Origin of the sequence: Pseudomonas sp. YuFO8, from assembly GCF_035065025.1 — a bacterium.
GTDB lineage: Bacteria > Pseudomonadota > Gammaproteobacteria > Pseudomonadales > Pseudomonadaceae > Aquipseudomonas > Aquipseudomonas putida_AE.
The window spans coordinates 1-24,230 of sequence record NZ_JAXDEQ010000037.1 but is presented as its reverse complement, the minus strand read 5'-3'; the positions used below and the strand labels follow the sequence as shown (position 1 = coordinate 24,230).

Below are 24,230 nucleotides of genomic sequence, written 5' to 3'. Positions count from 1 at the left end.
TGACGACTTTGCATCAGGCCTAAAGAAAAAACCGCACGCCATGATGGCAGTGCGGTTTTTCCATGACAGCGAGCAACGATTACAAACTATTACGCCTGGTGGGCAGTAACGTAGTCGATTGCAGCTTGTACAGTAGTGATCTTCTCAGCTTCTTCGTCAGGGATTTCGGTCTCGAATTCCTCTTCCAGAGCCATCACCAGCTCAACGGTGTCAAGGGAGTCAGCACCCAGGTCTTCAACGAAGGAAGCAGTGTTGACCACTTCTTCTTCTTTAACGCCCAGTTGCTCGGCAACGATTTTCTTGACGCGCTCTTCGATGGTGCTCATACCTTGTTTTCACTCCTAATGGACAAATTCAGGCAGCTGGCCAGTGGGTAAGTGTATAGAAAGACTTTTCAGCTTTTCAACTGAAAGCTTCACTCCTCAAACCCGGCGACCCGCTGCCTATAAATAGATTGCAGCTTTATAACGGATTTTAGACAGCTCGTATGACATTTTTTTGAAACGATCCGTCACATTTAACTCATGTACATCCCGCCGTTCACCGGGATTGTAGCCCCAGTAACGTAAGCCGCACCGTCCGACGCAAGAAAAGCGACCACAGACGCGATCTCTTGAGCTTGCCCCAGACGACCCAGCGGAATCTGCGTCTGCAAGGCTTCACGCTGTGCCTCGGGCAGTTCGCGGGTCATATCGGTATCGATGAACCCTGGGGTCACCGAGTTTACCGTAATCGAACGCGAACCGACTTCACGCGCCAGAGAGCGGCTGAAACCTTCCAGGCCGGCCTTGGCGGCAGCGTAGTTTACTTGGCCTGCGTTGCCCATGGCACCCACAACCGAGCCAATACTGATAATTCGTCCCCAACGGGCCTTGGTCATACCGCGCAAAACGCCCTTGGACAGGCGGAACAGACTGTTCAGGTTGGTATCGACCACGCTATGCCACTCGTCGTCTTTCATCCGCATCATCAGGTTATCGCGGGTGATGCCGGCATTGTTGACCAGGATCGCCGGCGCACCGAACTGCGCCTGAATGCTCGCCAGGACAGCCGCCACGGACTCGTCGCTGGTGACATTGAGCTCAAGGCCAGTGCCCTGAATGCCATTTTCCTTCAGGGTGGCGGCAATGCGCTCGGCACCCGAGGCGGAGGTCGCGGTGCCGACAACGATGGCGCCCTGACGACCCAGTTCCAGGGCGATGGCCTGGCCGATACCGCGGCTCGCACCGGTGACCAGTGCAACTTTACCTTGCAGACTCATGCAAGCTTCTCCTGATTCAGGCCAGCGCTGCACGGGCGGCAGCGAAAGCGTCTGGGGTGTTGAGATTGGAAGTCGATACGCCTTCGGCGCAGCGCTTGTTCAGACCGGCCAGTACTTTGCCCGGGCCGCATTCGACAAGATTGGTCGCGCCTTTGGCGGCCAGGGTCTGCACGGATTCTACCCAGCGTACTGGCTTGTACAGTTGCTCGAGCAGATCACGCTTGAGGGTTTCCAGATCCGCCGGCACCTGGGCGCTGACGTTCTGTACCACCGGGATCTGCGGGGCCTGCCAATCGATCGCCGCGATCGACTCGGCGAAACGCTCGGCCGCCGGACGCATCAGTTCGCAGTGCGACGGCACGCTGACCGGCAACGGCATGGCACGCTTGGCGCCACGGGCCTTGCAACCTTCGATGGCACGCTCGACCGCTGCCTTCGCACCGGCAATGACCACTTGGCCCGGGGAGTTGAAGTTGACCGCGCTGACCACTTCGCCCTGCGCCGCTTCGGCACAGGCAGCCAGTACGTCGGCGTCTTCCAGGCCGAGGATCGCAGCCATGCCGCCCTGCCCGGCCGGAACAGCTTCCTGCATCAGCTGGCCACGGCGCTCGACGAGCTTCACCGCGTCCGCCAGGCTCAGGCTGCCAGCCGCCACCAGGGCGCTGTATTCGCCCAGGCTGTGACCGGCGACATAAGCCGGACGCGCGCCGCCTTCAGCCAGCCACAGACGCCACAGGGCGATCGAAGCGGTGAGGATCGCCGGTTGGGTTTTATCGGTCTGGTTGAGTTGCTCTTCCGGCCCTTGTTGGGTCAGGGCCCACAGGTCGTAACCGAGGGCATCGGAAGCTTCTTTGAAAGTGTCGAGGACGACCGGGTGTTGCGCGCCCAACTCGGCCAGCATGCCGAGGGACTGCGAACCCTGTCCCGGAAAGACGAATGCGAGGGAAGCAGACATGTAACAAGCCCCTAATGATCTGGTCGTCGGAGAATTGGCGCCCCACTCGGGGGACGCAAGAAACTGACAGTTGGATGGCCAAATAGCCCAAGCGGTCACATTTAAGCATTGTCCGACGAAAACGCCTAAAGCAACAAATCCTCCAGACGACCGTGGATGCGTTCCGGCAGGTTTTCCTGGATCTCGATCAAGGCGCGGGAAATCGCACTCTGGAAGCCCTGCACCCCCGCAGATCCGTGGCTTTTAACCACGATACCCTGCAACCCGAGGAAGCTCGCGCCGTTATGCCGTGCGGGTGCCAGGTCGGCCTGCAGTCGCTTCATCAGTGGCAAGGCCAAGGCTCCGACCATGCGCGATGGCAGGCTTTTCTTGAACAACGCCTCGATGCGCCCGGCAATCATCGTGGCCAGGCCCTCGCTGGACTTGAGCAGGATGTTGCCGACAAAACCATCACAGACCACGACGTCCGCTTCACCACGGTACAACCCGTCGCCTTCGACAAAACCGATGTAGTTGATGCCACGGGCACTTTGCAACAGGGTTGCAGCCAACTTGACCTGCTGATTGCCCTTGATATCTTCGGTGCCGATGTTCAGCAGGGCCACGCGCGGGCGCACGATGCCCAGGGTTTCCGCCGCGACGGAACCCATCACCGCGAACTGCAACAGATGCTCGGCGCTGCAATCGACATTGGCGCCCAGGTCGAGCAACTGGCAGTAACCTTTCTGCGTCGGGATCGCCGCCACCATGGCCGGCCGATCGATGCCCGGCAAGGTCTTGAGCACAAAGCGCGACAACGCCATCAGCGCCCCGGTATTACCGGCACTGACACAGGCCTGGACCTTGCCGTCGCGCAGCAATTCAAGGGCCACGCGCATCGACGAGTCGGGCTTGCCACGCAGGGCCTGGGTCGGCTTTTCGTCCATGGCGATGACTTCGGACGCTGCAGCAATCGACAGGCGCGCGCGATCCACAGCCGGTTGGCCAGCGATCAATTCTTCAAGGAGGGAGGGTTGACCGACGAGGGTCAGGTGCAGCGAGGGCGTGGCAGACAGGCAAGCAAGGCTGGCCTGGACAATGCTGCGGGGACCGAAGTCCCCGCCCATTGCGTCAATCGCGATGACTTGAGCGGACAAGTGATTACTCGTCAGCGCCCTTGTCGATCACTTTACGACCACGGTATACGCCTTCTGGCGATACGTGGTGACGCAGGTGAACTTCACCGGTGGTTTTTTCTACAGACAGGGTGCTAGCCTCGAGAGCGTCGTGCGAACGGCGCATGTCACGGGCAGAGCGGGATTTTTTGTTCTGCTGAACAGCCATAATTGATTAACTCCTAAACGTTTGGGTCACGCTTTAACTGCGCCAATACACTGAACGGGTTGGACCGCGTTACCTCGTCCTCGCTCGGTTCGGGCTCATCTGCTCCCGCCGGCTGCTGGCATTCTTCCGGATGATGAGCAGGCACAATGGGCAAGGCGAGCAGAAGCTCCTCCTCGATCAGTGACTGCAGATCCAATGGATCTTCGCCCAGTTCCAGCACGTCATAACCTTTCGGTAACGACTGGGTATTCGCACCCTCCTTCACCACAGCGTAACTGCATTCGCTATGGATCGGCAGGGTGACCAGCTCAAGACAACGCTGGCAAACCATTTTGACTTCGGTGTCGATAAAGCTGTGGATGACCACAGATTTACGTTCATCTCGTTCAAAAACGAATTTAGCCTGCACCGTACCGACATTGTCGGAAAGCGGGTCGCAGAGTCTCTTCAAATCGGCCAGCAGCATTTCACCCTGGAGGGTGGTGCCACGATCAGCCAATTTGCGCGGGTCAACGTGAGGTGGAATCGGGTCATTCAACATAGGCGCAGCATTATAGGGATGCACCCGCCCATGTCAAAGGAAATTCAGCCCTGTCCGTCACTTGGAAGCCTCGCTAGAATTCGCGCCAGTCATTTGGAGTTGCCCATGCTGCCTTTATTACTCGCTTCCAGCTCGGTCTATCGCCGGGATTTGCTGGCCCGCCTGCAGCTGCCATTCAGCTGCAGCTCGCCGGATATCGACGAAAGCCACCGCCCTGGCGAATCCGCCATCGAACTGGTCAAACGCCTCGCCGAACAGAAAGCGCGGGCACTGGCCGCCAGCCATACCGCTCATCTGATTATCGGCTCCGACCAGGTCGCGGTGCTGGGCGAGCGGATTATCGGCAAGCCCCACACCTTTGAAAAAGCCCGCGAGCAGCTCCTGGCCTCCAGCGGCGCCAGCGTGACGTTTCTGACCGGGCTCGCCCTGCTGAACAGCCAGACCGGCCATTGTCAGGTCGACTGCGTGCCGTTCACGGTACACATGCGAACACTCGACAGCGAACGCATCGAACGCTATCTGCACGCTGAACAACCCTACGATTGCGCTGGCAGCTTCAAGGCCGAGGGATTGGGGGTGAGCCTGTTTCAAAGCACCGAAGGGCCTGATGCTACCAGCCTGGTAGGCCTGCCGCTGATTCGCCTGGTGGATATGTTGTTGGCCGAAGGCGTGAAAGTCCCTTGAAAGCAAAAGATCGCAGCCTTCGGCAGCTCCTACAGGTGTACACATAACCTTGTAGGAGCTGCCGCAGGCTGCGATCTTTTGATGTTTAAAGCGGCTTAGCGCAGCGACGGACCGTTAAACCCCATCCACATCGCCAAATGCTCAGCCACGCTGGCACCGAGCTTTTTCGAGAAGCGGTCGAATGGCGATTCCTGAACGGTGAAGTCCACCTGCTCTTTTTCGCCGACCACATCGCGAGCCACCGAACTGGCACTGCCCAGGCCATCGATCAATCCCAGCGGCAGCGCCTGCTCACCCGACCAGACCAGCCCGGAATACAGCTCCGGATGTTCCTTGTCTTTCAGGCGGTCGCCACGACCCTGCTTGACGCTGTTGATGAACTGTTTGTGAGTGGTATCCAACACGCCCTGCCAGAACGCCGTTTCTTCAGGCTTCTGCGGCTGGAACGGATCGAGGAAGGACTTGTGCTCGCCCGAGGTGTAGGTGCGACGCTCCACACCCAGCTTCTCCATGGTGCCGACGAAGCCATAACCAGCCGCCGTAACCCCAATGGAACCCACCAGGCTCGCCTTGTCGGCATAGATCTGGTCCGCCGCACTGGCAATGTAATACGCACCGGAAGCACCCAGGTCGGAAATCACTGCGTAGAGCTTCGTATCCGGATGCAGGCCACGCAGACGGCGGATCTCGTCATAGACGTAGCCCGACTGCACCGGACTGCCGCCAGGGCTGTTGATACGCAGGATGACGCCCTTGACCTTTTCGTCTTCGAAAGCGGCCCGCAGGCTGCCGACAATATTATCGGCGCTGGCCGGTTCCTTGTCGGCGATCATGCCGGTGATGTCGATCAACGCGGTGTAATTGCCACTGCGGGTAGCGGCCTTCTCCATGTCCATCAGCGGCGTAAACAGCGCCAGCGCGACAAACAGGTACACGAAGGTCAGCAACTTGAAGAAAATCCCCCAGCGCCGGGAGCGACGCTGCTCCTGCACACCGGCCAGCAGGGTCTTTTCCAGCAGCTTCCAGCTTTTTTCGTCACCGCTCTCTGCACTCGCCTTGGCGGGCGCTTTCCATTCGTCGGCCATGCCATCTACCCCAGCAATAACGTATTAAGCCCGCTGGCCCAGCCAGTCGTGCAATTGTGAAAAACGATCGATGGTCAGTCGCGGCTCGAACAGCTTCAGCGCTTCGATCGATTGCGCGCCGTAGCTGACCGCCACCGAATCCATGCCGGCATTGCGTGCCATCTGCAAGTCGAAGGACGAATCACCCACCATCAGCGCCTGGTCCGCACGCACCTCGCAATGGGCAAGTATCTGCTCCAGCATCAACGGATGGGGCTTGCTGGCCGTCTCGTCGGCGGCACGGGTGATGTCGAAGTAATCTTCCCACCCATGGGACTTCAGCACCCGATCCAGCCCGCGACGGGCCTTGCCCGTGGCCACGGCCAGGTGATAACCCTGGGCACGGAACGCCTCGAGCGACTCGACCACGCCGTCAAACAAGGGCGAAGGCTCCGCCTCCGAGGCGATATAGTGGTCGGCGTAGTGCTGACGGAAGGCAATCAACTCGGCCTCGCCGATCTCGGGATACAGGGTACGGATAGCCTCCGGCAGCCCCAGGCCGATGATGCCCTTGACGGCAAAGTCATCGCACTGCGCAAACCCGGACCGCTGCGATGCCACATGCATTGCCTCGACAATCCGACCAATGGAATCGGCCAAGGTGCCGTCCCAATCGAAAATCAGCAGCTTGTAATCAGATGGGCGCACTCAAACGCTCCACAGTCTTGGCCCACATCTCGTCGACCGGGGCCTGCAACTTCAACTCGCCGCCATCGGGCAACGGCACGGTCAGCATGTAGGCATGCAGGAACAGGCGCTTGCCGCCCAGATCGCGGATTTCCTTGCTGAAACCTTCCTCACCATATTTGCTGTCGCCAGCGATGCAATGCCCGGCGTGCAGGGTGTGGACACGGATCTGGTGAGTGCGGCCGGTAATCGGCTTGGCTTCGATCAGGGTGGCGAAGTCGCCGAAGCGGCGCAGGACCTTGAACACGGTCACGGACTCCTTGCCCTCCTCCTCGTCGACCTCGACCATGCGCTCGCCAGAGCGCAGGTTACTTTTGCCAAGCGGCGCACGGATTTGCTTGATCGAGCTCGCCCAGTTACCGCGCACCAGCGCCATGTAGCGCTTGTCGACGCCATCACCGCGCAACGCGGTATGCAAGTGGCGCAACATGCTGCGCTTCTTGGCGATCATCAGCAGGCCGGAGGTATCACGGTCGAGACGGTGAACCAGTTCGAGCTCCTTGCAATCGGGGCGCAACTGACGAAAGGCTTCGATCACCCCGAACGTCAGGCCGCTGCCGCCGTGAACCGCAATGCCGGCGGGCTTGTTGATCACGATCAGGGCCTTGTCTTCGAAGACAATCGAGGCTTCCAGGCGCTGCAGCAGCCCCTGGGCCAGCGGCACCGGCTCGTCGCGTTCAGGCACGCGAACCGGCGGCACGCGCACGATATCGCCCGCCTGCAGCTTGTATTCGGGCTTGATCCGGCCCTTGTTCACTCGCACTTCGCCTTTGCGCAAAATGCGGTAAATCAAGGTCTTGGGCACGCCTTTGAGCCGAGCGAGAAGGAAGTTGTCAATACGTTGGCCGGCATATTCCGGCGAGACCTCAAGCAGTTGTACGCCTGGAGTCGGGGGGGTAGTCGTCGTCATGCCGCGGATGATAACAATTTTTTATGGAATTGAAGCACTTAATCATTGCTGCTATAGTCGCGAACGCCGCCAAAAGCGGCCTGGACAGCGGACCAACGGTCAAAAACCGGCCCTGACCAACGCAATTCACCAGGACGCGAGGCCGTCCTACGGGGCTTTCGCTACGTAACGGTGGAGTTTGCAGGTGTAACAAGCGCAGGTGACATGAGGCCTGAATCAAGCCGCAGAACAGAGTTTTGACTCGTCCTGCGAGTGAATATTCACGGCCAGTTCACAAAGTGCAGTCAGCTGCGAATGACCCCGAGCGAATGCTACGGAAACAACGCCTAAATTAGCCATGATGCGTGACCCTCCCCTTTCGGAGCTCACGGTAAATGCCAACCCGCTGCGGATTCTGCGCGCGGCAGCACCCGAATTATCAGGGATACGTGTAGGGTGGAGATGCACAACCGCTGGCCTGTGTAGCAATAGGCTTTATCAAGACGCTTCATCTCGTCCACAGCCGCCGGTTGATTCCTCCTCCTGACTGAGTGCTTAAGTAGCCACAGCAAGCAGGACGCGTACGTCGCGATGAAGGCCCACATTGGCCGGACTTCGCTGGACACGGGAATGGCCAACCACTCCCGACGCACCTGACACCGACCATGAGAAGTCGTGTGTGCCGAACGCCGTTTCCGGCAGCCCGGAAACCGACGGTACTACATGAAAAGAATGCTGATTAACGCAACTCAACCCGAAGAGTTGCGTGTTGCACTGGTAGATGGCCAACGCCTCTACGACCTGGACATCGAATCCGGTGCACGCGAGCAGAAGAAGGCCAACATCTATAAAGGCCGGATTACTCGCATCGAACCAAGCCTTGAGGCTGCCTTTGTCGATTTCGGCTCTGAGCGCCACGGCTTCCTGCCCCTCAAAGAAATCTCCCGCGAATACTTCAAAAAAGCCCCTGAAGGCCGCGTCAACATCAAGGACGTCCTGAGCGAAGGCCAGGAAGTCATCGTTCAGGTCGAAAAAGAAGAACGTGGCAACAAGGGCGCGGCCCTGACCACCTTCATCAGCCTGGCCGGTCGTTACCTGGTGCTGATGCCGAACAACCCGCGTGCCGGCGGTATCTCCCGTCGCATTGAAGGTGAAGAGCGCAACGAACTGCGTGAAGCGCTGAACGGCCTGGTTGCACCGGCCGACATGGGCCTGATCGTGCGCACTGCCGGCCTGGGCCGCAGCAGCGAAGAAATGCAGTGGGACCTCGACTACCTGCTGCAACTGTGGACCGCCATCAAAGAAGCTTCGCTGGATCGTTCCGCGCCTTTCCTGATCTACCAGGAAAGCAACGTGATCATCCGCGCGATCCGCGATTACCTGCGCCAGGACATCGGCGAAGTGCTGATCGACAGCGTTGAAGCCCAGGACGAAGCCCTGACCTTCATCCGCCAGGTGATGCCGCAGTACGCCAGCAAGATCAAGCTGTACGAAGACAGCGTTCCGCTGTTCAACCGCTTCCAGATCGAAAGCCAGATCGAAACCGCCTTCCAGCGCGTGGTCGAACTGCCTTCCGGTGGTTCCATCGTTATCGACCCGACCGAAGCCCTGGTGTCCATCGACATCAACTCGGCCCGCGCCACCAAAGGCAGCGATATCGAAGAAACCGCCCTGCAGACCAACCTTGAAGCCGCCGAAGAAATCGCCCGTCAGTTGCGCCTGCGCGACATCGGCGGCCTGATCGTCATCGACTTCATCGACATGACCCCGGCCAAGAACCAGCGCGCCGTGGAAGAAAAAGTCCGCGAATGCCTGGAAGCCGACCGCGCTCGCGTGCAAGTCGGTCGCATCTCGCGATTCGGCCTGCTGGAAATGTCCCGTCAGCGCCTGCGTCCATCCCTGGGTGAAAGCAGCGGCATCGTTTGCCCGCGTTGCAACGGCACCGGCATCATCCGTGACGTTGAATCGCTGTCCCTGGCGATCCTGCGCCTGATCGAAGAAGAAGCCCTGAAAGACCGTACCGCCGAAGTTCGTGCACAAGTGCCGATCCCGGTGGCCGCGTTCCTGCTCAACGAAAAACGCAACTCGATCACCAAGATCGAACTGCGCACCCGTGCCCGCATCGTCATCCTGCCGAACGATCACCTCGAAACGCCGCACTTCGAAGTGCAGCGCCTGCGCGATGACAGCCCGGAAGCCGCGATCAACCAGTCCAGCTACGAAATCGCCGCTGCCGCTGCCGAAGTGGAAGAAGTGCAACCCGCTGCCGCGACCCGCACCCTGGTTCGCCAGGAAGCCGCGGTCAAGACAGCTCCAGCCCGCGCCAATGCTCCGGTTCCGACCGAAGTCGTCGCCGCTCCGGTTGCCGCACCTGTCGCCGTACCAGAGCCAAGCCTGTTCAAAGGCCTGGTCAAGTCGCTGGTCAGCCTGTTCGCCACCAAGGAAGAGCCTGTCGCTCCGGCCGTGGTCGAGAAACCGGCTGCCACCGAGCGTCCGGCCCGTAGCAACGAAGAGCGTCGCAACGGCCGCCAGCAGAGCCGCAACCGTAACGGTCGCCGCGATGAAGAGCGCAAGCCACGTGAAGAGCGCGCACCTCGTGAAGAGCGTGCACCACGCGAACCGCGCGAAGAGCGTCAGCCTCGCGAAGTACGCGAACCTCGCGAAACCCGCGAAGAAACCCCGGCCGTAGCCCGCGAAGAACGCGCACCGCGCGCGCCACGTGAAGAACGTGCACCCCGCGCCCCACGCGAAGATCGCAAGCCACGTGGCGAGCGTGAAGAGCGTGTGCGTGAACTGCGTGAGCCTCTGGACGCCGTCGCTCCAGCCGCTGCCGCTGCCGCTGCTACTCCGGCTGCTGCCACTGAAGAACGCCCGGCCCGCCCGCCACGGGAAGAACGCGCTCCACGCCCACCGCGTGAAGAACGTCAACCTCGTGCCGAACAAGCGCCAGCCGTTGTTGAAGAAGAGCTGACCGGCAACGAAGAGCAACTGCAGGAAGACGGTCAGGAGGGCGCCGAAGGCGACCGTCCACGCCGCCGCTCCCGTGGCCAGCGTCGTCGCAGCAACCGTCGCGAGCGTCAGCGTGATGCCAACGGCAACGTGATCGAGGGTTCGGATGAGTCCGAAGCCGGCGAAAGCAATGAAGCGCCAAGCACTGCTGACCTGGCCGCCGGCCTGGCGGTTACCGCCGCCGTTGCCAGCAGCGTGATCAGCGCTCCGGCCGAAGCACAGGCCAACGAGCAAGCCGAACGCGCCACTGCCGCCACCCTGGAATCGGCTCCGGTCGAAGCACCAGTCGTGGAAGCGACGACGCCGGTCGAAGTCACCGCCTCGCCGGAAATCGAAGTGGCAGCAGCGCCAGAAGCACAGCCAGTGGTTGAAGCTGCCGCTGAGCCAGCCGTAGCTGCAGAACCGGTTGTCGAGACCGTCACTGAAACCGTGACCGAAGCCGTTCGTGAAGTTCGCGAAGAGCAAACCGCCTTCAACTGGGTTGCCGAGCCAGCTGTAGTCGAAACGCCTGCTCCGGCACCAGCTGCTGAAGCCGAAGTGGCTGAACCGGTAGTCTCCGAGCCGGTTGTCGCGGCTGCCGAGCCTGCTCCAGTGGTTGAAGCGCCGGTTGTTGCCGAAGTTGCCGAAGTTGCCGCTCCAGTCGTCGAAACGGCCCCTGTCAGCGCCCTGACGCCAAGTGGCCGTGCGCCGAACGACCCACGTGAAGTGCGTCGCCGCAAGCGTGAAGAAGAGCGTCTGCAGCGCGAAGCCGAATTGGCGGCCGCTGCTGCTCCGGTTGTCGCTGACGAGCCAGCGCCGGTTGCTGCCGAAGTGGTCGAGGCAGCTCCTGCCCCGGCTGCCGAAGTCGCTGCCGAGCAGGCTGAATCGGTAATCGCCGAAGCGCCTCGCTCCGTTCAGGAAGCGGTTGTGCAACACGAGCAAGCCCAGGAAAAAGAGCACGAGCCTAAACCTCTCGTCTGATTTCCTCGGCTAATGAAAAGCCCCGCCTGGTGATGCCAGGCGGGGCTTTTTTATGTTCCAGAAGATCAAAAGATCGCAGCCTTCGGCAGCTCCTACAGGATAGGCACCGTCTATGTAGGAGCTGCCGCAGGCTGCGATCTTTTAGGGCCCAAACGCCAACTTTTCGGGTACATCCACATCCCACAACACGCCGGGATCATCCACCGTCACTTCAACCACACGCCCCTGGGCAAAAAGCGCCTTGGCGCCACGATCACCCGCCAATGCCATCAAACCCGGACCAAAGCTGCGCCCGAAGCCCACCGGATGCCCGTACTCACCCTCCTGCACCGGCACACTGATGCAGTCATCGGCGATGTTCGCCACCACCTGTTCGATACTTGAAGGCAGGATGAACGGCATATCCCCCAGCACCATCAGCCAACCCTCAAGCTGCGCACACGCCTTCACCCCGGCCGCAATGCTGTCGCCCATCCCGGTCGATTCGATCAGGACGATCTCACAGCCATAGGCCTTGGCCATGCGGCTCACTTGCGGGCGATCCGCCGTGGTCACCAGCATGCGTTTTTCCAAGGTGGCAGGCAGATTGACCAGAACCTGTTCGATCACCGATCGAACCGTGCCATCACGCCCCGTGCAATCAGCCAGCAGCTTGTCCTTTTCGTCACCGGCGACCTGTCGGAAGCGACTGCCCTGCCCCGCCGCCAGCACGATCACCCCGATGGATTCACTCATACACCCTCCCGCAGCGGTTTTTTCTGCTTGAGCTCGACGCCATTCTTGATTGCGACAATCTCGGCCATCAGCGACAAGGCGATTTCCGCCGGGCTGTGGCTGCCGATGTGCAAGCCGACCGGACCATGCAGCCGCTCGATGGCCTGTTGCGACAAGCCGAGCTGAGCCAGGTTGTCCCGGCGCTGCTGGCTGTTGATGCGCGAGCCCAGCGCGCCGACATAAAAGGCCCGGGAATCGAGAGCCGTGAGCAGTGCCATGTCATCCAGGCGGGGGTCGTGAGTCAGGGCGACGATGGCCGTGCGCTCGTCTGTCTGGATGTTCACCACCGCCTCATCGGGCATGCCCGAGACGAATCGACCGTGCTGTTCCTCCCAGCCGTAGACGAACTCGCTGCGCGGATCGCAAATCAATACGTCGAAATCCAGCAGCCGCGCCATCTCGGCGACATAGCGGGACAACTGCCCGGCGCCGATCAATAGCAAGCGCCAGCGCGGACCATAGATGGCTCGCAGGGTCTGGCCATCGAAAGCCAGCACATCGGTCTTGTCGGCCGGCTGCAAAATCACCTCTCCGGTGGCGATATCCAGCGAACGTGCGACGATTTCATGGGCTTGGCAGCGCGCCAGCAGCTCGGCGACCCACGCAGGATCGCCGACGCGCTCCTCGGTCAAGCGCAAGGTGCCGCCGCAAGGTAAACCGAACCGAGCCGCCTCCTCACGGCTCACCCCGTAGGTGATCAGTTGCACCGGCGGCCCGGCGGGCGTAATGCGACCGTCATGCAACCGTGCGATCAGGTCGTCCTCGACACAACCACCGGACACCGAGCCGATCACCACGCCATCCTCACGCAGCGCCAGCATGGCGCCAGGCGCCCGGGGCGCGGTGCCCCAGGCCTGAACGACGCTGTACAGGATCACCCTCTGGCCGGCGCGGCGCCACTCCAGCACGCTGCGCAAGACATTCAGATCGGCACTGTCCATCACGCCTGGACCTTCTGCCAGCCCTGCAATTGATAACGGATCGGCAGGTCGCGGATACGCTTGCCGGTGGCGGCGAAGATCGCGTTGCACAGGGCCGGCGCAATCGGCGGCACACCCGGTTCGCCGACACCGCCCAACGGCACCTCGCCCGGCGGCGTGACTAGGTGCACCGCGACTTCCCTGGGCGCCAGGGACATGCGCGCCACTTCGTACATGTGGAAGTTGTCCTGCTGGACCTTGCCGTCCTTGAAGCTGATTTCGCCCAGCACCGCGTTGCCCAGGCCCATGACACAGGCCCCCTCGAACTGCGCGCGAATCCGTTCGGGGTTGATCTGCGGACCGCAATCCACGGCGATGTCCGCTTTGTGCACGATCAAGGTGCCATCGTCCTTGACCTCGACTTCAATCACCGCCGCCACATAGGTTACGAAGCTGTAATGCACCGCCAGGCCCAGGCCCCGGCCTTTGGACAACTCGCGGCCCCAGCCGGCGGCCTTGGCGGCGGTTTCCAGCACCGTGCGCAATCGCGCGGTGTCGATCGGATAACGCTCGGGCGATTCACCGTAGTTCCACTCTTCACTCAAGGTACGCGGATCGATCTGACGGTCCGGGCCGAGCAGCCTGACCTGGTACTTGAGCGGGTCCTCCCCGGCCTTGTGCGCCAGTTCATCGATGAAGCTCTGGATCGCAAAGCCGTGGGGGATGTTCGACACCGAGCGATACCAGCCCACCCGCGTATGCACGGTGGCCTCGGGGTTTTCCAGGCGAATGTTGGGAATCGCGTAGGCCATGTTGGTGAAGCCCATGCCCAATTCGAAGGCCGCCTCGTGGTTCATGCCCGGGGCGAACAACGCGGTGATACTCGGCGCCACCGTACGGTGCAGCCAGCCGGAAGGCAGCCCATCCTTGTTCAGGCTGGCCTTGAGGTATTCGGCCGATACCGTGTGAAAGTACGAATTGTGGATATCGTCTTCGCGGGTCCATTGCACCCTCACCGCTTTGCCGGGGAATTCCTTGGCCAGGATCGCCGCTTCGATGATGAAGTCGGGTTTGGACTTGCGCCCGAAGCCACCGCCCAGCAGCGTCACGTTGAACGTAACGTTATCGAAGGGCACGCCCAGGCGTTCACCGATCCGCTCGCGGGTGACTTGTGGCGCCTGGCTTGGCCCCCAGGCTTCGCACACTCCGTCCTTGTAGCGAGCGATGGCGACCATCGGTTCCATTGGCGATTGTGACAGGTGCGGCAAGTAGTAGGAGGCTTCCAGCGTGCTGTCGGCGCCGCTCATGGCCTCGTCGATATTGCCGGTGTTGCGCACCACTTTTCCGGGTTTGAGCGAGGCGGCCTCCAGCTCCTTGCGGTAGGCAATCGAGTCGTAGCTGGCGTTAGGGCCATCGTCCCATTCGATTTTCAGCGCATCGCGCCCCTTGATCGCTGCCCAAGTGTTGCTGGCCACCACTGCGATGCCGCCCAGGGGTTGAAACTCCGAGGGCAAGGGACGGCTCTCGATCTGGATGACCTTGACCACCCCCGGCACTTTCATCGCCGCACTGCCATCGAAGCTCTTGACCTTGCCGCCGTACACCGCCGGCCGGGCAATGGTGGCGAACAGCATGCCATCGAAATGCACGTCGGCGCCGTATACCGCGCGACCGTTGACGATGTCGTCGCCATCGATGGCCTTGGTGCCTTCCTTGCCGATATAGCGAAATTCCGCGGGCTGCTTGAGTCGCAAGCTGTCCCGTGCCGGCACGGCCAGGGCGCTGGCAGCTGTGGCCAGGGCGCCATACTCCAGCTCACGCCCGGAAGGCTTGTGGATGACTTTATGCAGCTGGGCATGGCATTCGCCCACCGGCACTTTCCACTGGTCGGCAGCGGCCTGTTCGAGCATCGTCCGCGCGGCGGCACCGCAGCGGCGCATCGGCTCGTACCAGTGACGCATGCTGCGCGAACCGTCGGTGTCCTGATTGCCGAAGCGCACTTCATCGCCCGGCGCCTGCTGCACCTTGACCCGTGCCCAATCGGCTTCCAGTTCATCGGCCACCACCATGGTCAGGCTGGTCCGTACGCCCTGGCCCATTTCCGAACGGTTGCACACCACCGTCACTGTGCCATCAGTGCCGATGCTCACATAAACCTTGGGATCGTCGACCCAGCCGTGGGGCATGCCGTCGGCACCGAACTTTTTCTGCGCTTCTTCGGCAAATGCGTCCTGCCAGCCCCAGCTCGCGGCGACCACCAGTGCACTGGCGGCGCCCACTCCCTTGAGAAAACCACGCCGACTGAGGTTGCTCAGGGCGAAATCATCGGGTAACCGGCTCATGCCTTGGCCTCCTTCAGGTGAGTGGATGCCTGGCGGATGGCGGTCTTGATGCGGTTGTAGGTGCCGCAGCGGCAGATGTTGCCGACCATTGCCTCTTCGATCTGTTCGTCGCTCGGGTTCGGGTTGGTCTTGAGCAGCGCGGTGGCGGACATGATCTGCCCGCCCTGGCAGTAACCGCATTGGGCCACGGCCGTATCGAGCCAGGCTTGCTGCACGACTTTGCCCACCGGGTCGGCATGCAGGTTGTCTATGGTGGTGACGTTCTGGCCGACTACCGAGCCGATCGGCGTGATGCAACTGCGCGCCGGAGCACCTTCGATATGAATCGTGCAGGCGCCGCAAAGGCCCATGCCACAGCCGAATTTGGTGCCGTTGTAACCGGCCACGTCGCGGATCGCCCAGAGCAAGGGCATATCCTCGGTGACGTCGAGCGGATGGTCTTGACCGTTGAGTTTCAGGGTAATCATGGGCACGCCCGCATAGTGCTTGGGTTATGGGGTCGAGCAATCTGCCGATGGATCTTGGGTGGGTAACGCAGATCGACTCAGGCTAATGGGCTCTCTTGTGCGAACGGACACGTCTGCACCGGGCCTTTGGTGGAGCAAATGCTTGCATCGTCAGCAGACCAGGTTAAGCCTGTATTAACAAAAAGCCCTGCTGAGGCAGGGCTTTTGGCTGCAAGCTTTAAGCTGCAAGTTTCAAGTAGAAGCAAGGCAGCGAGCAGCTCGAGATATAAAGATTGTAGCTCGCGGCTGAAAGCTTGAAGCTTGCAGCTTGCAGCTGCTTTCCTAATACCGGTTGGGCTCCATTTCCAGGTCGACATGAAAACGCTCTGAGATGTCTTTCTGGATACGCTGTGCCAGGTCCAGCAGTTGCAGTCCCGTCGCGCTGCCGTAATTGACCAGCACCAGTGCCTGCATCTTGTGCACGCCGGCATCGGCCTCGCGGAAACCTTTCCACCCTGCCCGCTCGATCAGCCAGCCCGCCGCCAGCTTCATCTGCCCGTCGGGTTGCGCGTAGGCCACCAGGTCCGGGTATTCGCCCTTGAGCCGGGCGACCAGCGCCGCTGGCACCAGGGGATTCTTGAAAAAGCTGCCGGCATTGCCGAGCACCGCCGGGTCCGGGAGTTTCTCGTTGCGAATGCTGCAGATGGCCTGGCTGACGTCCGTGGCGGTCGGATGATCGATGCCCTGCTCGGTCAGGCGCTGACGCACCGGACCATATTCCAGGTGCAGCTGTGCAGCGCGATCGAGGATGAAACGCACGCGCAGGATCAACCAGCGCCCAGGTTCCTGCTTGAACACGCTGTCGCGGTAAGCGAAGTTGCACTCTTGCAGGCTGAAGTCGCGCAACTCGCCACTCTGGCGATCAAGGGCGGTCAGGCCGGCGAACACATCCTTGATCTCCACGCCATAGGCGCCGATGTTCTGCATGGGCGCGGCGCCCACGGTGCCGGGAATCAGGCTGAGGTTTTCCAGGCCCGACAAGCCCTGCACCAGGGTGTGTTGCACGAACGGATGCCAGGGCTCGCCCGCCTCGGCCTCGATCACGACTTTGCTGCCATCGTCGCTGATCACGCGGATTCCGCGGCTGGCCATGCGCAGTACCAGTGATTCAACATCGGCCGTCAGCAGCAAGTTGCTGCCACCGCCGATCACCAGCAAGGGCACCTGGTGCTCCCGTGCATAAGCCAGGGCCTCACGCACATCAGCGTCGCTGTGGGCCTCGGCAAACAGACGGGCCTGGACATCCACGCCAAAGCTGTTGAACGGCTTGAGTGAAACCCCTGATCGCACCTGCAAACTCATAACCGTTCCTTCAGTTCGATCACCAGCAGGTCACTGGCGCGCTCGATCAGGTCCAACACAATTTCAAACCCATGCTCACTGTCGTTGTACGGGTCCGGGACTTCATCGATCTCCGACGGGTAGCGACGCAGGAACAGGTCCAGCTCCGCCCTGCCCTTGGCCGGTTGCAGGTCCATGAGGTTGCGCAGGTTGCTGTTGTCCATTGCCAGGATCAGGTCGTACTCGGCGAAATCGGCGCGGGTGACCTGCTGGGCGCGCTGGGCGGACAAATCATAACCGCGCTTTTTCGCCGCCGCCTGGCTGCGCTTGTCCGGTGCACTGCCCACGTGCCAGTCGCCGGTACCGGCGGAGGCCACTTCGACTTGATCGGCCAGCCCCGCTTCGCGCAGTTTATGCCGCAGTACACCTTCGGCCGTGGGTGAACGGCAGATATTGCCCAGGCAGACAAACAGAACCCGCATCAGGCCTCCAGCAGGCGACGAACGCGCTCAAGGTCTTCAAGGGTATCGACACCGGCCGGCGGCGCGATCAGCGCATCGGCGACGTGAATCCGGACGCCGTGCCACAAGGCACGCAGCTGTTCCAGGCATTCGGTGTTTTCCAGCCAGCACGGGCCCCAGCTGACGAAGTCATGCAGGAAACCGGCGCGGTAGGCATAGATGCCGATGTGGCGGCGATACGGCACACCTTCCGGCAACTGCTCGAGGCTCTTGGCGAAGGTGTCCCGGGCCCATGGCAAGGTGGCGCGACTGAAGGTCAGTGCCAGGCCATTGAGGTCGCTGACGACCTTGACCACGTTGGTATTGAACAGACTCTCGACGTCTTCGATCGGCTCGGCCAGGGTGGCCATGCGCGCTTCAGGGTGGGCCGCCAGGTTGACGGCCACCTGATCGATGACACTTGGCGGGATCAGCGGCTCGTCACCCTGGACGTTGACCACGATCGCGTCAGGCGCCAGGCCCAGCTTCGCTGCGACTTCGGCCAGGCGATCGGTGCCGGAGTTGTGATCCACGCGAGTCATCACCACTTGCGCACCGAACCCTTCGCAGGCCTGGGCGATGCGTACGTCGTCAGTGGCCACTACCACACGTTCGGCGCTGCTTTTGCACGCCTGTTCCCACACGTGCTGGATCATCGGCTTGCCGGCGATCAACAGCAGCGGTTTGCCCGGCAGACGGGTCGAGGCATAGCGCGCAGGAATAACAACGGTAAAGGCTGTAGTCATTTATCCAGACGCTCGTCGGTGGTCAGGGTGCGGGCTTCGCTTTCGAGCATGACCGGGATGCCGTCGCGAATCGGGTATGCAAGGCCAGCGCCCTTGCTGATCAGCTCGGTCTTGTCGGCGCTGAGCTTGAGCGGACCTTTGCAGACCGGGCAAGCGAGGATGTCGAGCAATTTGGTGTCCATGAACATTCCCTGGATAGAAACGGAGTTAAGGCAAAAGACGAGCCGGCAACAGGCGCATCAACTGTGTATCGAACCAGGCCGTGAAGGCTGGCGACGGCACAGCGTCGACCGCCAGGTACCACCAGTCGGCGGCGGCGAAGGCACGGCACTTCACCGCGTCCTTTTCGGTCATCACCAATGGCAATGGCGGATTGAAATTCAAGGCCTGCACGCTGTATTCGGCGTGGTCGGCGAACGCGTGCGGGATTGGCTGCCAGTGTAACGTCTCGAGGGTCTTGAAGAAACGCTGCGGGTTACCGATCCCGGCCACGGCATGCAGCGCCTGGCCCGCGGGAAAGTGATCGAGCGGGCGCCGTTCGCCGCTTTGCAGGTTGACCAGTGCGGTCGGTTGCAACTGGAAGGCAAAGCCGTCACCGCTGTCGGCCGTGGCGCCGTTGTAGAGCACCGCGTCGACACTTTGCAGTCGCTCGACCGGTTCACGCAGTGGCCCGGCCGGCAGGCAACGGCGGTTGCCCAGGCCACGGGCGGCGTCGATCAGCACCAGCTCCAGATCCCGGGCCAGGCGGTAATGCTGCATGCCGTCATCGGACAGGATCAGGTCCAGCGGCTCACTGGCCAGCAAGGCTTTGACCGCCGCGCTGCGATCTGGATCGATCATCAAGGGCACGCCGGTACGCTGCACGATCAACAGCGGCTCATCGCCAGCGATCTCGGCCCCTTGATCCGCCTCGACCCGCCATGGCAATTGCGCAGGCTTGGCGCCGTAACCGCGGCTGACCACGCCGACCCGCAAGCCGCTGCGTTGACAGTGCTGGATCATCCACAGGATCAGCGGGGTCTTGCCGGTGCCGCCGACGGTGATGTTGCCCACCACGATCAGCGGTACCGGTGGCTGATAGATCTCACCCTCGCCCGCCAGAAAGCGCTGGCGCTTGTTGTTGACCACGCGCCGGTACAACCACTCCAGCGGCTGTAGCAGTTTCAGGGCCGGATGGCCTCGGTACCACGCGGCGAGCAGGCGATCGGACATGGCCATCAGGGCGCGGGCGGCGCCGCCTCGACTGTGGTCATGCGCAAATGGCTGAAGCCAAGCTTGCCGGCGGCGTCCATGGCGGTGATGACCGACTGATGCTGGGATTTTCCGTCGGCGCTGATGGACAGCGGCCGGCTGGTGTCGCCATTTGATTGTTTCTGCAGGGCATCCATCAGCGTCGCCAGGTCGCTTTTGGGCAATACCTGGTTGTTCACCGAAAACACTCCGTCGGCGCTGATCGCGATATCCAGCTGCCGGGTCTGGTCGTCGGAAGGCGCGCCGCTGACCGCTTCGGGCAGATCGACGCGCAACTGGGTTTCACGGGTGAAGGTCGTGGTCACGACAAAAAACAGCAGCAGGATAAACACCACGTCGATCAGCGACGCGAGGTTGATGTCCACATTCTCCCGTTGCTTGCGGCGGAATTTCACGCTTTGACCCCCGCCAGATCCACGTCACGATCACCCTGCACCACTTCGACCAGCTTGATCGCTTCCTGCTCCATGCCTACCACCAGCTCATCGATCCGGCGTTGCAGGAAACGGTGGAAGAATACCGAAGGGATACCGACCATCAAGCCGGCAGCCGTGGTGATCAGCGCCTTGGAGATACCCCCGGCGAGCACTGCGGCGTTGGTGGTCATGCCCGTGCCCATGAACGCACTGAAAATGTCGATCATGCCCAGCACCGTACCCAAAAGCCCCAGCAACGGGGCCATGGCGGCGATGGTGCCGAGGGCATTGATGTAGCGTTCCAGCTCGTGGATGACCCGCGCGGCAGCCTCTTCGATACATTCCTTCATGATCTCGCGACCATGCCGGGAGTTGGCCAGGCCCGCGGCCAGGATTTCACCCAGGGGCGAATTGGCGCGCAGTTCCTTGAGCTTTTCCTTGTTCAGTTGCTTGTCCTTGATCCAGACCCAGACCTGCCCGAGCAAATGCTCCGGGGTCACGCGACTGGCTCGCAGGGTCCACAGACGTTCGGCAACGATCGCCATTGCCGCGATGGAACTCAGGATGATCGGCAGCATCATCCAGCCGCCGGATTTGACCAATTCCCACACAGTGACAGTCCCCTCGAAAAAGTGCGCCACTCTAACATAGGGGGTGGGCGCACCGAAGACTGTGATGTCGCATCCGGTCGGCCTTTGCTAACGCCCGGTTATTTGCCCGGGGGTGGTGGATCGCGCCAGAAGCGCCGTTCTTGACGCATCGCGCGTGGCGGCTCGAAACGCCCCAGTTGCAGATGAACGGCGCCTTGCTGCGCGCTGTCGTAGATCGCCGTGCCGCGATTTCGATAGCGGGCAATCACCACCGCATGCGGATGACCGAACGAGTTGCCCTGGCCACGGGAGATCAGCACCGCCTTGGGCTGCAAGACGTTGAGCAGCGCCATCGACGACGAACTGCGGCTGCCGTGGTGCGGGGCCTGCAACCAGTCGGTGGGCACGGCCAATGGGCTGTCGAGCAAGGCGCGCTCGGCGCTGCTGTCGATGTCGCCGCTGAGCAGCAAGCGCTCGCCATTGGCTGTTATCTGCAAGACGCAGGAATTCTGATTGCTGTCCCTGGCCTGTGGCCAATGCCAAAGCCGGAACTCGACCCCGTCCCACGTCCATTGCCGGCCGCTCTCACAGCCCTCGGCCTGCAACCCGGCAGGCAGGTCGGCAGGTTCGCCACTGACCACCCGTTTCACCGGCAACCCATTGGCAACGGCCCGGGCGCCACCGGCGTGATCGGCATGGGCATGGCTGATCAACATCAGGTCAAGCTCCTTCACCCCCAGTTTGCGTAACGCTGGCAGTACCACCCGCGCGCCCTGGTCGAGATCTCGAAAACGCGGGCCAGCGTCATACAGCAGCGTGTGATGGCGAGTACGCACCATGATCGCCAACCCTTGGCCCACATCCAGTTGCCAAACCTCGGCAATGCCTTCGGGCAGCAGCGGCCGCGGTGGAAAAACCAGGAGCAGCAGCAAAGGCCACCCTAGCGGACGCAGGGGCACGCCTCGCGGCAGCAACAACAGAAAGGCACCCAAAGTGCCGAGGCCCCAGACCCACAACGGGATGGCCGCGGGCAGCCACGCGGGCACCTTGCCGGCGACCAGTGCCAGCGCGGTGAACAGCCAATCGATCAAACCGCCCGCCAGCCACAGTAACCACTCGCCGACATGGGGCACCGGCAATAACAAAGTCCCGAGCAATGCCGGAGGCAGCACCACCAGGCTGATCCAGGGCACCGCCAGCAGATTGACCAGTGGGCCGCTGAGGCTGATCGGCAATCCCAGGACCAGCAAGAACGGGCCAAGGCCGATTGCGATCAGCCACTGGGCACGGGTCCAGGTTTGCCACCATGGCCAAGGGCCCAAGCGACCACCGAAGGTGAAGATCAACACCGCCACGGCCGCGAAGGACAGCCAGAAGCCCGGCTGCAGACTCGCCAACGGGTCCATCAGCAAGACGCCATTGAGTGCCAGCAACAGCGGCCACCACGCACCCAGGTGACGAAAGCGCAGGCGCCACAGCAGCACCAGGCCAATCATCAGACAAGCTCGGCGAACCGGCACTTCGAAGCCGGCCAGCAGCCCATAGCCAAGGGCGGCCGCAAAAGCCAGGCCGCAGGCCCAGGGCAACCAAGGCAGACGGCCTGGCCACAAGCCAAAACGGGCAAGTCCGGCGATCAACAGATAAACCATCCCAGCCAACAAGCCGACGTGTTGCCCGGAAATCACCAGCAGATGCACGGTGCCGGTGTCTTGCAACACCTGCCAGTCTTCGCGACTGAGGCCCGCGCCGTCTCCCAGCACCAACGCTGTCAGCACGCCCGTTCGCCCCTGGGCGTCCACAGCCTGCAGCCGCTGCCGGACACCGTCGCGCAAGGCCCACCGGGCTGGCGCCAGTCGCTCCCCGGCCTTGACGGTCCCGGTCGCACCGATGCGTTGCGCCAGCAGCCAGGCCTCATAATCGAAGGCATGGGGATTGAGCAAACCTACGGGTCGCTTCAGCTTGACCGCCAGCCGCCACTGTTCGCCGCTGTTGACCGGCGGGCCGTCGTACCAGGCCAGGCGCAAATGTCGCGGCAGGTCGCTGCGGCGTGACCGGCTGTCGGTCAGTTCGAAACGCACCACCCCTTCTGCGTTCTGTGGCAACCCGGTCACCCGCCCCTCAAGCCAGCGCGTTTCCCCGTCGAGGGTCGGCGCCAGCCGATCGTCCAGGGCCCATTGCGCATGGGCGCAAGCCCAACTCAGGCCGAACAGGAAAAACGCCGCCGGATACGTCCTGAACGGCAGCAAAATCAAACCTGCCACCGGCATCAACAACCACAACCAGACCGGCGGTAACACCGGTAAAAAACGCAAGGCCAACAGACCCAACGCCAGCGCCATCATCCCTGTGCGCATAAGCCCGTCCTTGAGAGTCCCGTCCCTAGGCATAGCCCGCGCAGGGCACGTCCGTCGTTAACAATTGTCACAAAGTCTGAATGGGCGCCTCATGGAATCCAGACATACTTGCCGACCTGACCGACCGAGAAGCCTTATGCCCCGGCGATTATTCAAACGTTACATGCCAGACCCGACCAGCATCAGGGAACACAAGTCCTTACGCTTTCTCGGCACCCTGCTGCATGACCCGAACCTCTGGCACCTCAATCGCCATTCCGTGGCCCGGGCCATGGCGGTCGGCCTGTTCGCGGCATTCCTGCCGATTCCATTGCAGATGCTGGTGGCGGCGATTCTTGCGATCATCGTGCGCGGCAACATGCCGATTGCGGTCAGCCTGGTCTGGCTGACCAACCCGATCACCATGCCGGCCGTGTTCTTCTGCACCTACCAGACCGGTGCCTGGCTGATGGACGTTCCGCCGCGCCATCTGCCGGACGAGCTGACCTGGGAATGGATCAGCGGCGAGCTCTCGACCTTGTGGCAACCGTTTTTGCTGGGGTCGGTGGTGACCGGGTTGGTGCTGGGGGCGTTGGCCTATTGCCTGGTGATGATGTATTGGCGCTGGTGGGTGGCGCGACAGTGGCGTCGGCGCAAGCAAAGTCGGCTGTGACAATGCAAAACGGCGCCATAAGGCGCCGTTTTGATTTGGAATGCAACGCGTACCACCAAACAACAAGGTCGAGCGTTAGCTCGCCTCGCTTTTGCTTTGGCTTTTGATCTTGATTTTCTTGCCCCGTCGAGAGGCCGAGTGGAGGTTCTGCGCAGTGGGCAAACCGGCATGGATGCCGGTTTAGCCGCCCTCGGCCCAGAGTGTGTAAAAACGCTTCGCCAAAATTTAACTGTGCGCGTCTACGTTCAATCTGAAATTTATTGGCCTGTCAGCAGATGTGGATTTCGCATAGAAGCGCGATTTCCAGTCCGGTTTTGAGTACCTGTCGCGCTGAAAAACGTTTTTACACAGTCTCGGCCATGGATGGCCGATGGCGGCGGGCCCACGGAGCAGGACCGGAAGGAGGACATGCCGAGCCACAGCGAGGCACCGAACGTCAGGGGCAAGAGCCCTTGGTTACTTGGG

General features: G+C 61.6%; 24 protein-coding genes. 3 read left to right on the top strand and 21 right to left on the bottom strand.

Features of this window, described 5'->3' with window-relative positions; genetic code table 11:
- Positions 1-89 precede the first annotated feature (89 nt).
- From acpP to SOP95_RS24960, 6 genes are all read right to left on the bottom strand, one after another.
- Positions 90-326 (bottom strand): acyl carrier protein, encoded by a 237-nt coding sequence (gene acpP, locus SOP95_RS24985; RefSeq protein ID WP_007987170.1) that lies wholly within the window; start codon positions 324-326, stop codon positions 90-92.
- A gap of 191 nt (positions 327-517) precedes the next feature.
- Positions 518-1,261 carry a 3-oxoacyl-ACP reductase FabG gene (gene fabG, locus SOP95_RS24980; protein ID WP_274072961.1) on the bottom strand — a complete coding sequence of 248 codons (744 nt, stop codon included), beginning with the start codon at positions 1,259-1,261 and terminating at the stop codon, positions 518-520.
- 16 nt (positions 1,262-1,277) lie between these two features.
- Entirely contained in the window at positions 1,278-2,216 is a 939-nt protein-coding gene (gene fabD / locus SOP95_RS24975) for an ACP S-malonyltransferase (RefSeq protein WP_033043587.1), read from the bottom strand.
- 125 nt (positions 2,217-2,341) lie between these two features.
- Positions 2,342-3,352: a phosphate acyltransferase PlsX gene (gene plsX / locus SOP95_RS24970; RefSeq protein WP_323608683.1), complete on the bottom strand. Its 1,011-nt coding sequence runs from the start codon at positions 3,350-3,352 to the stop codon at positions 2,342-2,344.
- A gap of 4 nt (positions 3,353-3,356) precedes the next feature.
- On the bottom strand, positions 3,357-3,539 hold the full coding sequence (rpmF, locus tag SOP95_RS24965) for a 50S ribosomal protein L32 (protein ID WP_003179396.1): 183 nt from the start codon (positions 3,537-3,539) through the stop codon (positions 3,357-3,359).
- A gap of 13 nt (positions 3,540-3,552) precedes the next feature.
- Positions 3,553-4,080: a YceD family protein gene (locus SOP95_RS24960; RefSeq protein ID WP_008066540.1), complete on the bottom strand. Its 528-nt coding sequence runs from the start codon at positions 4,078-4,080 to the stop codon at positions 3,553-3,555.
- Between the two features lie 105 nt (positions 4,081-4,185).
- Between SOP95_RS24960 and SOP95_RS24955 the strand changes: the two genes are divergently transcribed.
- Entirely contained in the window at positions 4,186-4,764 is a 579-nt protein-coding gene (locus tag SOP95_RS24955) for a Maf family protein (protein ID WP_323608682.1), read from the top strand.
- 95 nt (positions 4,765-4,859) lie between these two features.
- On the opposite strand, the gene SOP95_RS24950 is transcribed toward SOP95_RS24955, so the two are convergent.
- Genes SOP95_RS24950 through rluC form a run of 3 tightly spaced genes read right to left on the bottom strand, consistent with a single transcriptional unit; the run spans position 4,860 to position 7,485 of the window.
- On the bottom strand, positions 4,860-5,849 hold the full coding sequence (locus SOP95_RS24950; protein WP_323608681.1) for a S49 family peptidase: 990 nt from the start codon (positions 5,847-5,849) through the stop codon (positions 4,860-4,862).
- A gap of 24 nt (positions 5,850-5,873) precedes the next feature.
- Entirely contained in the window at positions 5,874-6,536 is a 663-nt protein-coding gene (locus SOP95_RS24945; RefSeq protein WP_323608680.1) for an HAD-IA family hydrolase, read from the bottom strand.
- On the bottom strand, positions 6,523-7,485 hold the full coding sequence (rluC, locus tag SOP95_RS24940) for a 23S rRNA pseudouridine(955/2504/2580) synthase RluC (RefSeq protein ID WP_274072956.1): 963 nt from the start codon (positions 7,483-7,485) through the stop codon (positions 6,523-6,525). The genes SOP95_RS24945 and rluC overlap by 14 nt, the downstream gene beginning before the upstream one ends.
- A 702-nt stretch (positions 7,486-8,187) precedes the next feature.
- Between rluC and rne the strand changes: the two genes are divergently transcribed.
- Positions 8,188-11,433, top strand: coding sequence for a ribonuclease E (gene rne, locus SOP95_RS24935; RefSeq protein ID WP_323608679.1), 3,246 nt, complete (start codon positions 8,188-8,190; stop codon positions 11,431-11,433).
- Between the two features lie 141 nt (positions 11,434-11,574).
- Here rne and SOP95_RS24930 read toward each other — a convergent pair whose 3' ends face one another.
- The 12 genes from SOP95_RS24930 to SOP95_RS24875 form a co-directional block, all read right to left on the bottom strand.
- On the bottom strand, positions 11,575-12,168 hold the full coding sequence (locus SOP95_RS24930) for a nucleotidyltransferase family protein (RefSeq protein WP_323608678.1): 594 nt from the start codon (positions 12,166-12,168) through the stop codon (positions 11,575-11,577).
- On the bottom strand, positions 12,165-13,148 hold the full coding sequence (locus SOP95_RS24925) for an XdhC family protein (protein ID WP_323608677.1): 984 nt from the start codon (positions 13,146-13,148) through the stop codon (positions 12,165-12,167). Before SOP95_RS24925 ends, SOP95_RS24930 begins: the two co-directional genes overlap by 4 nt.
- A complete protein-coding gene (locus SOP95_RS24920) occupies positions 13,148-15,469 on the bottom strand; it encodes a xanthine dehydrogenase family protein molybdopterin-binding subunit (RefSeq protein WP_323608676.1) in 2,322 nt (773 codons plus the stop codon). Before SOP95_RS24920 ends, SOP95_RS24925 begins: the two co-directional genes overlap by 1 nt.
- A complete protein-coding gene (locus tag SOP95_RS24915) occupies positions 15,466-15,936 on the bottom strand; it encodes a (2Fe-2S)-binding protein (protein ID WP_323608675.1) in 471 nt (156 codons plus the stop codon). Before SOP95_RS24915 ends, SOP95_RS24920 begins: the two co-directional genes overlap by 4 nt.
- A 321-nt stretch (positions 15,937-16,257) precedes the next feature.
- Positions 16,258-17,277, bottom strand: coding sequence for a UDP-N-acetylmuramate dehydrogenase (murB, locus tag SOP95_RS24910; protein ID WP_274072950.1), 1,020 nt, complete (start codon positions 17,275-17,277; stop codon positions 16,258-16,260).
- Complete coding sequence (locus SOP95_RS24905) at positions 17,274-17,738, bottom strand: low molecular weight protein-tyrosine-phosphatase (RefSeq protein WP_274072949.1); 465 nt, start codon at positions 17,736-17,738, stop codon at positions 17,274-17,276. The genes murB and SOP95_RS24905 overlap by 4 nt, the downstream gene beginning before the upstream one ends.
- Positions 17,738-18,502 (bottom strand): 3-deoxy-manno-octulosonate cytidylyltransferase, encoded by a 765-nt coding sequence (gene kdsB / locus SOP95_RS24900; RefSeq protein WP_323608674.1) that lies wholly within the window; start codon positions 18,500-18,502, stop codon positions 17,738-17,740. The genes SOP95_RS24905 and kdsB overlap by 1 nt, the downstream gene beginning before the upstream one ends.
- Positions 18,499-18,684, bottom strand: a complete 186-nt coding sequence (locus SOP95_RS24895; RefSeq protein ID WP_003179363.1) for a Trm112 family protein — start codon at positions 18,682-18,684, stop codon at positions 18,499-18,501. The genes kdsB and SOP95_RS24895 overlap by 4 nt, the downstream gene beginning before the upstream one ends.
- A 25-nt stretch (positions 18,685-18,709) precedes the next feature.
- Positions 18,710-19,720 carry a tetraacyldisaccharide 4'-kinase gene (gene lpxK, locus SOP95_RS24890; RefSeq protein ID WP_323608673.1) on the bottom strand — a complete coding sequence of 337 codons (1,011 nt, stop codon included), beginning with the start codon at positions 19,718-19,720 and terminating at the stop codon, positions 18,710-18,712.
- The gene (locus SOP95_RS24885) at positions 19,720-20,148 is read right to left on the bottom strand and encodes an ExbD/TolR family protein (protein WP_046817688.1); all 429 of its coding nucleotides are present in this window, start codon (positions 20,146-20,148) and stop codon (positions 19,720-19,722) included. The genes lpxK and SOP95_RS24885 overlap by 1 nt, the downstream gene beginning before the upstream one ends.
- A complete protein-coding gene (locus SOP95_RS24880) occupies positions 20,145-20,780 on the bottom strand; it encodes a MotA/TolQ/ExbB proton channel family protein (RefSeq protein WP_008066570.1) in 636 nt (211 codons plus the stop codon). Before SOP95_RS24880 ends, SOP95_RS24885 begins: the two co-directional genes overlap by 4 nt.
- 98 nt (positions 20,781-20,878) lie before the next feature.
- Positions 20,879-23,113, bottom strand: coding sequence for a DNA internalization-related competence protein ComEC/Rec2 (locus tag SOP95_RS24875; protein ID WP_323608669.1), 2,235 nt, complete (start codon positions 23,111-23,113; stop codon positions 20,879-20,881).
- A 136-nt stretch (positions 23,114-23,249) separates the two neighbouring features.
- Between SOP95_RS24875 and SOP95_RS24870 the strand changes: the two genes are divergently transcribed.
- Positions 23,250-23,765 carry a DUF2062 domain-containing protein gene (locus tag SOP95_RS24870; RefSeq protein WP_274072945.1) on the top strand — a complete coding sequence of 172 codons (516 nt, stop codon included), beginning with the start codon at positions 23,250-23,252 and terminating at the stop codon, positions 23,763-23,765.
- Positions 23,766-24,230: the final 465 nt, after the last annotated feature.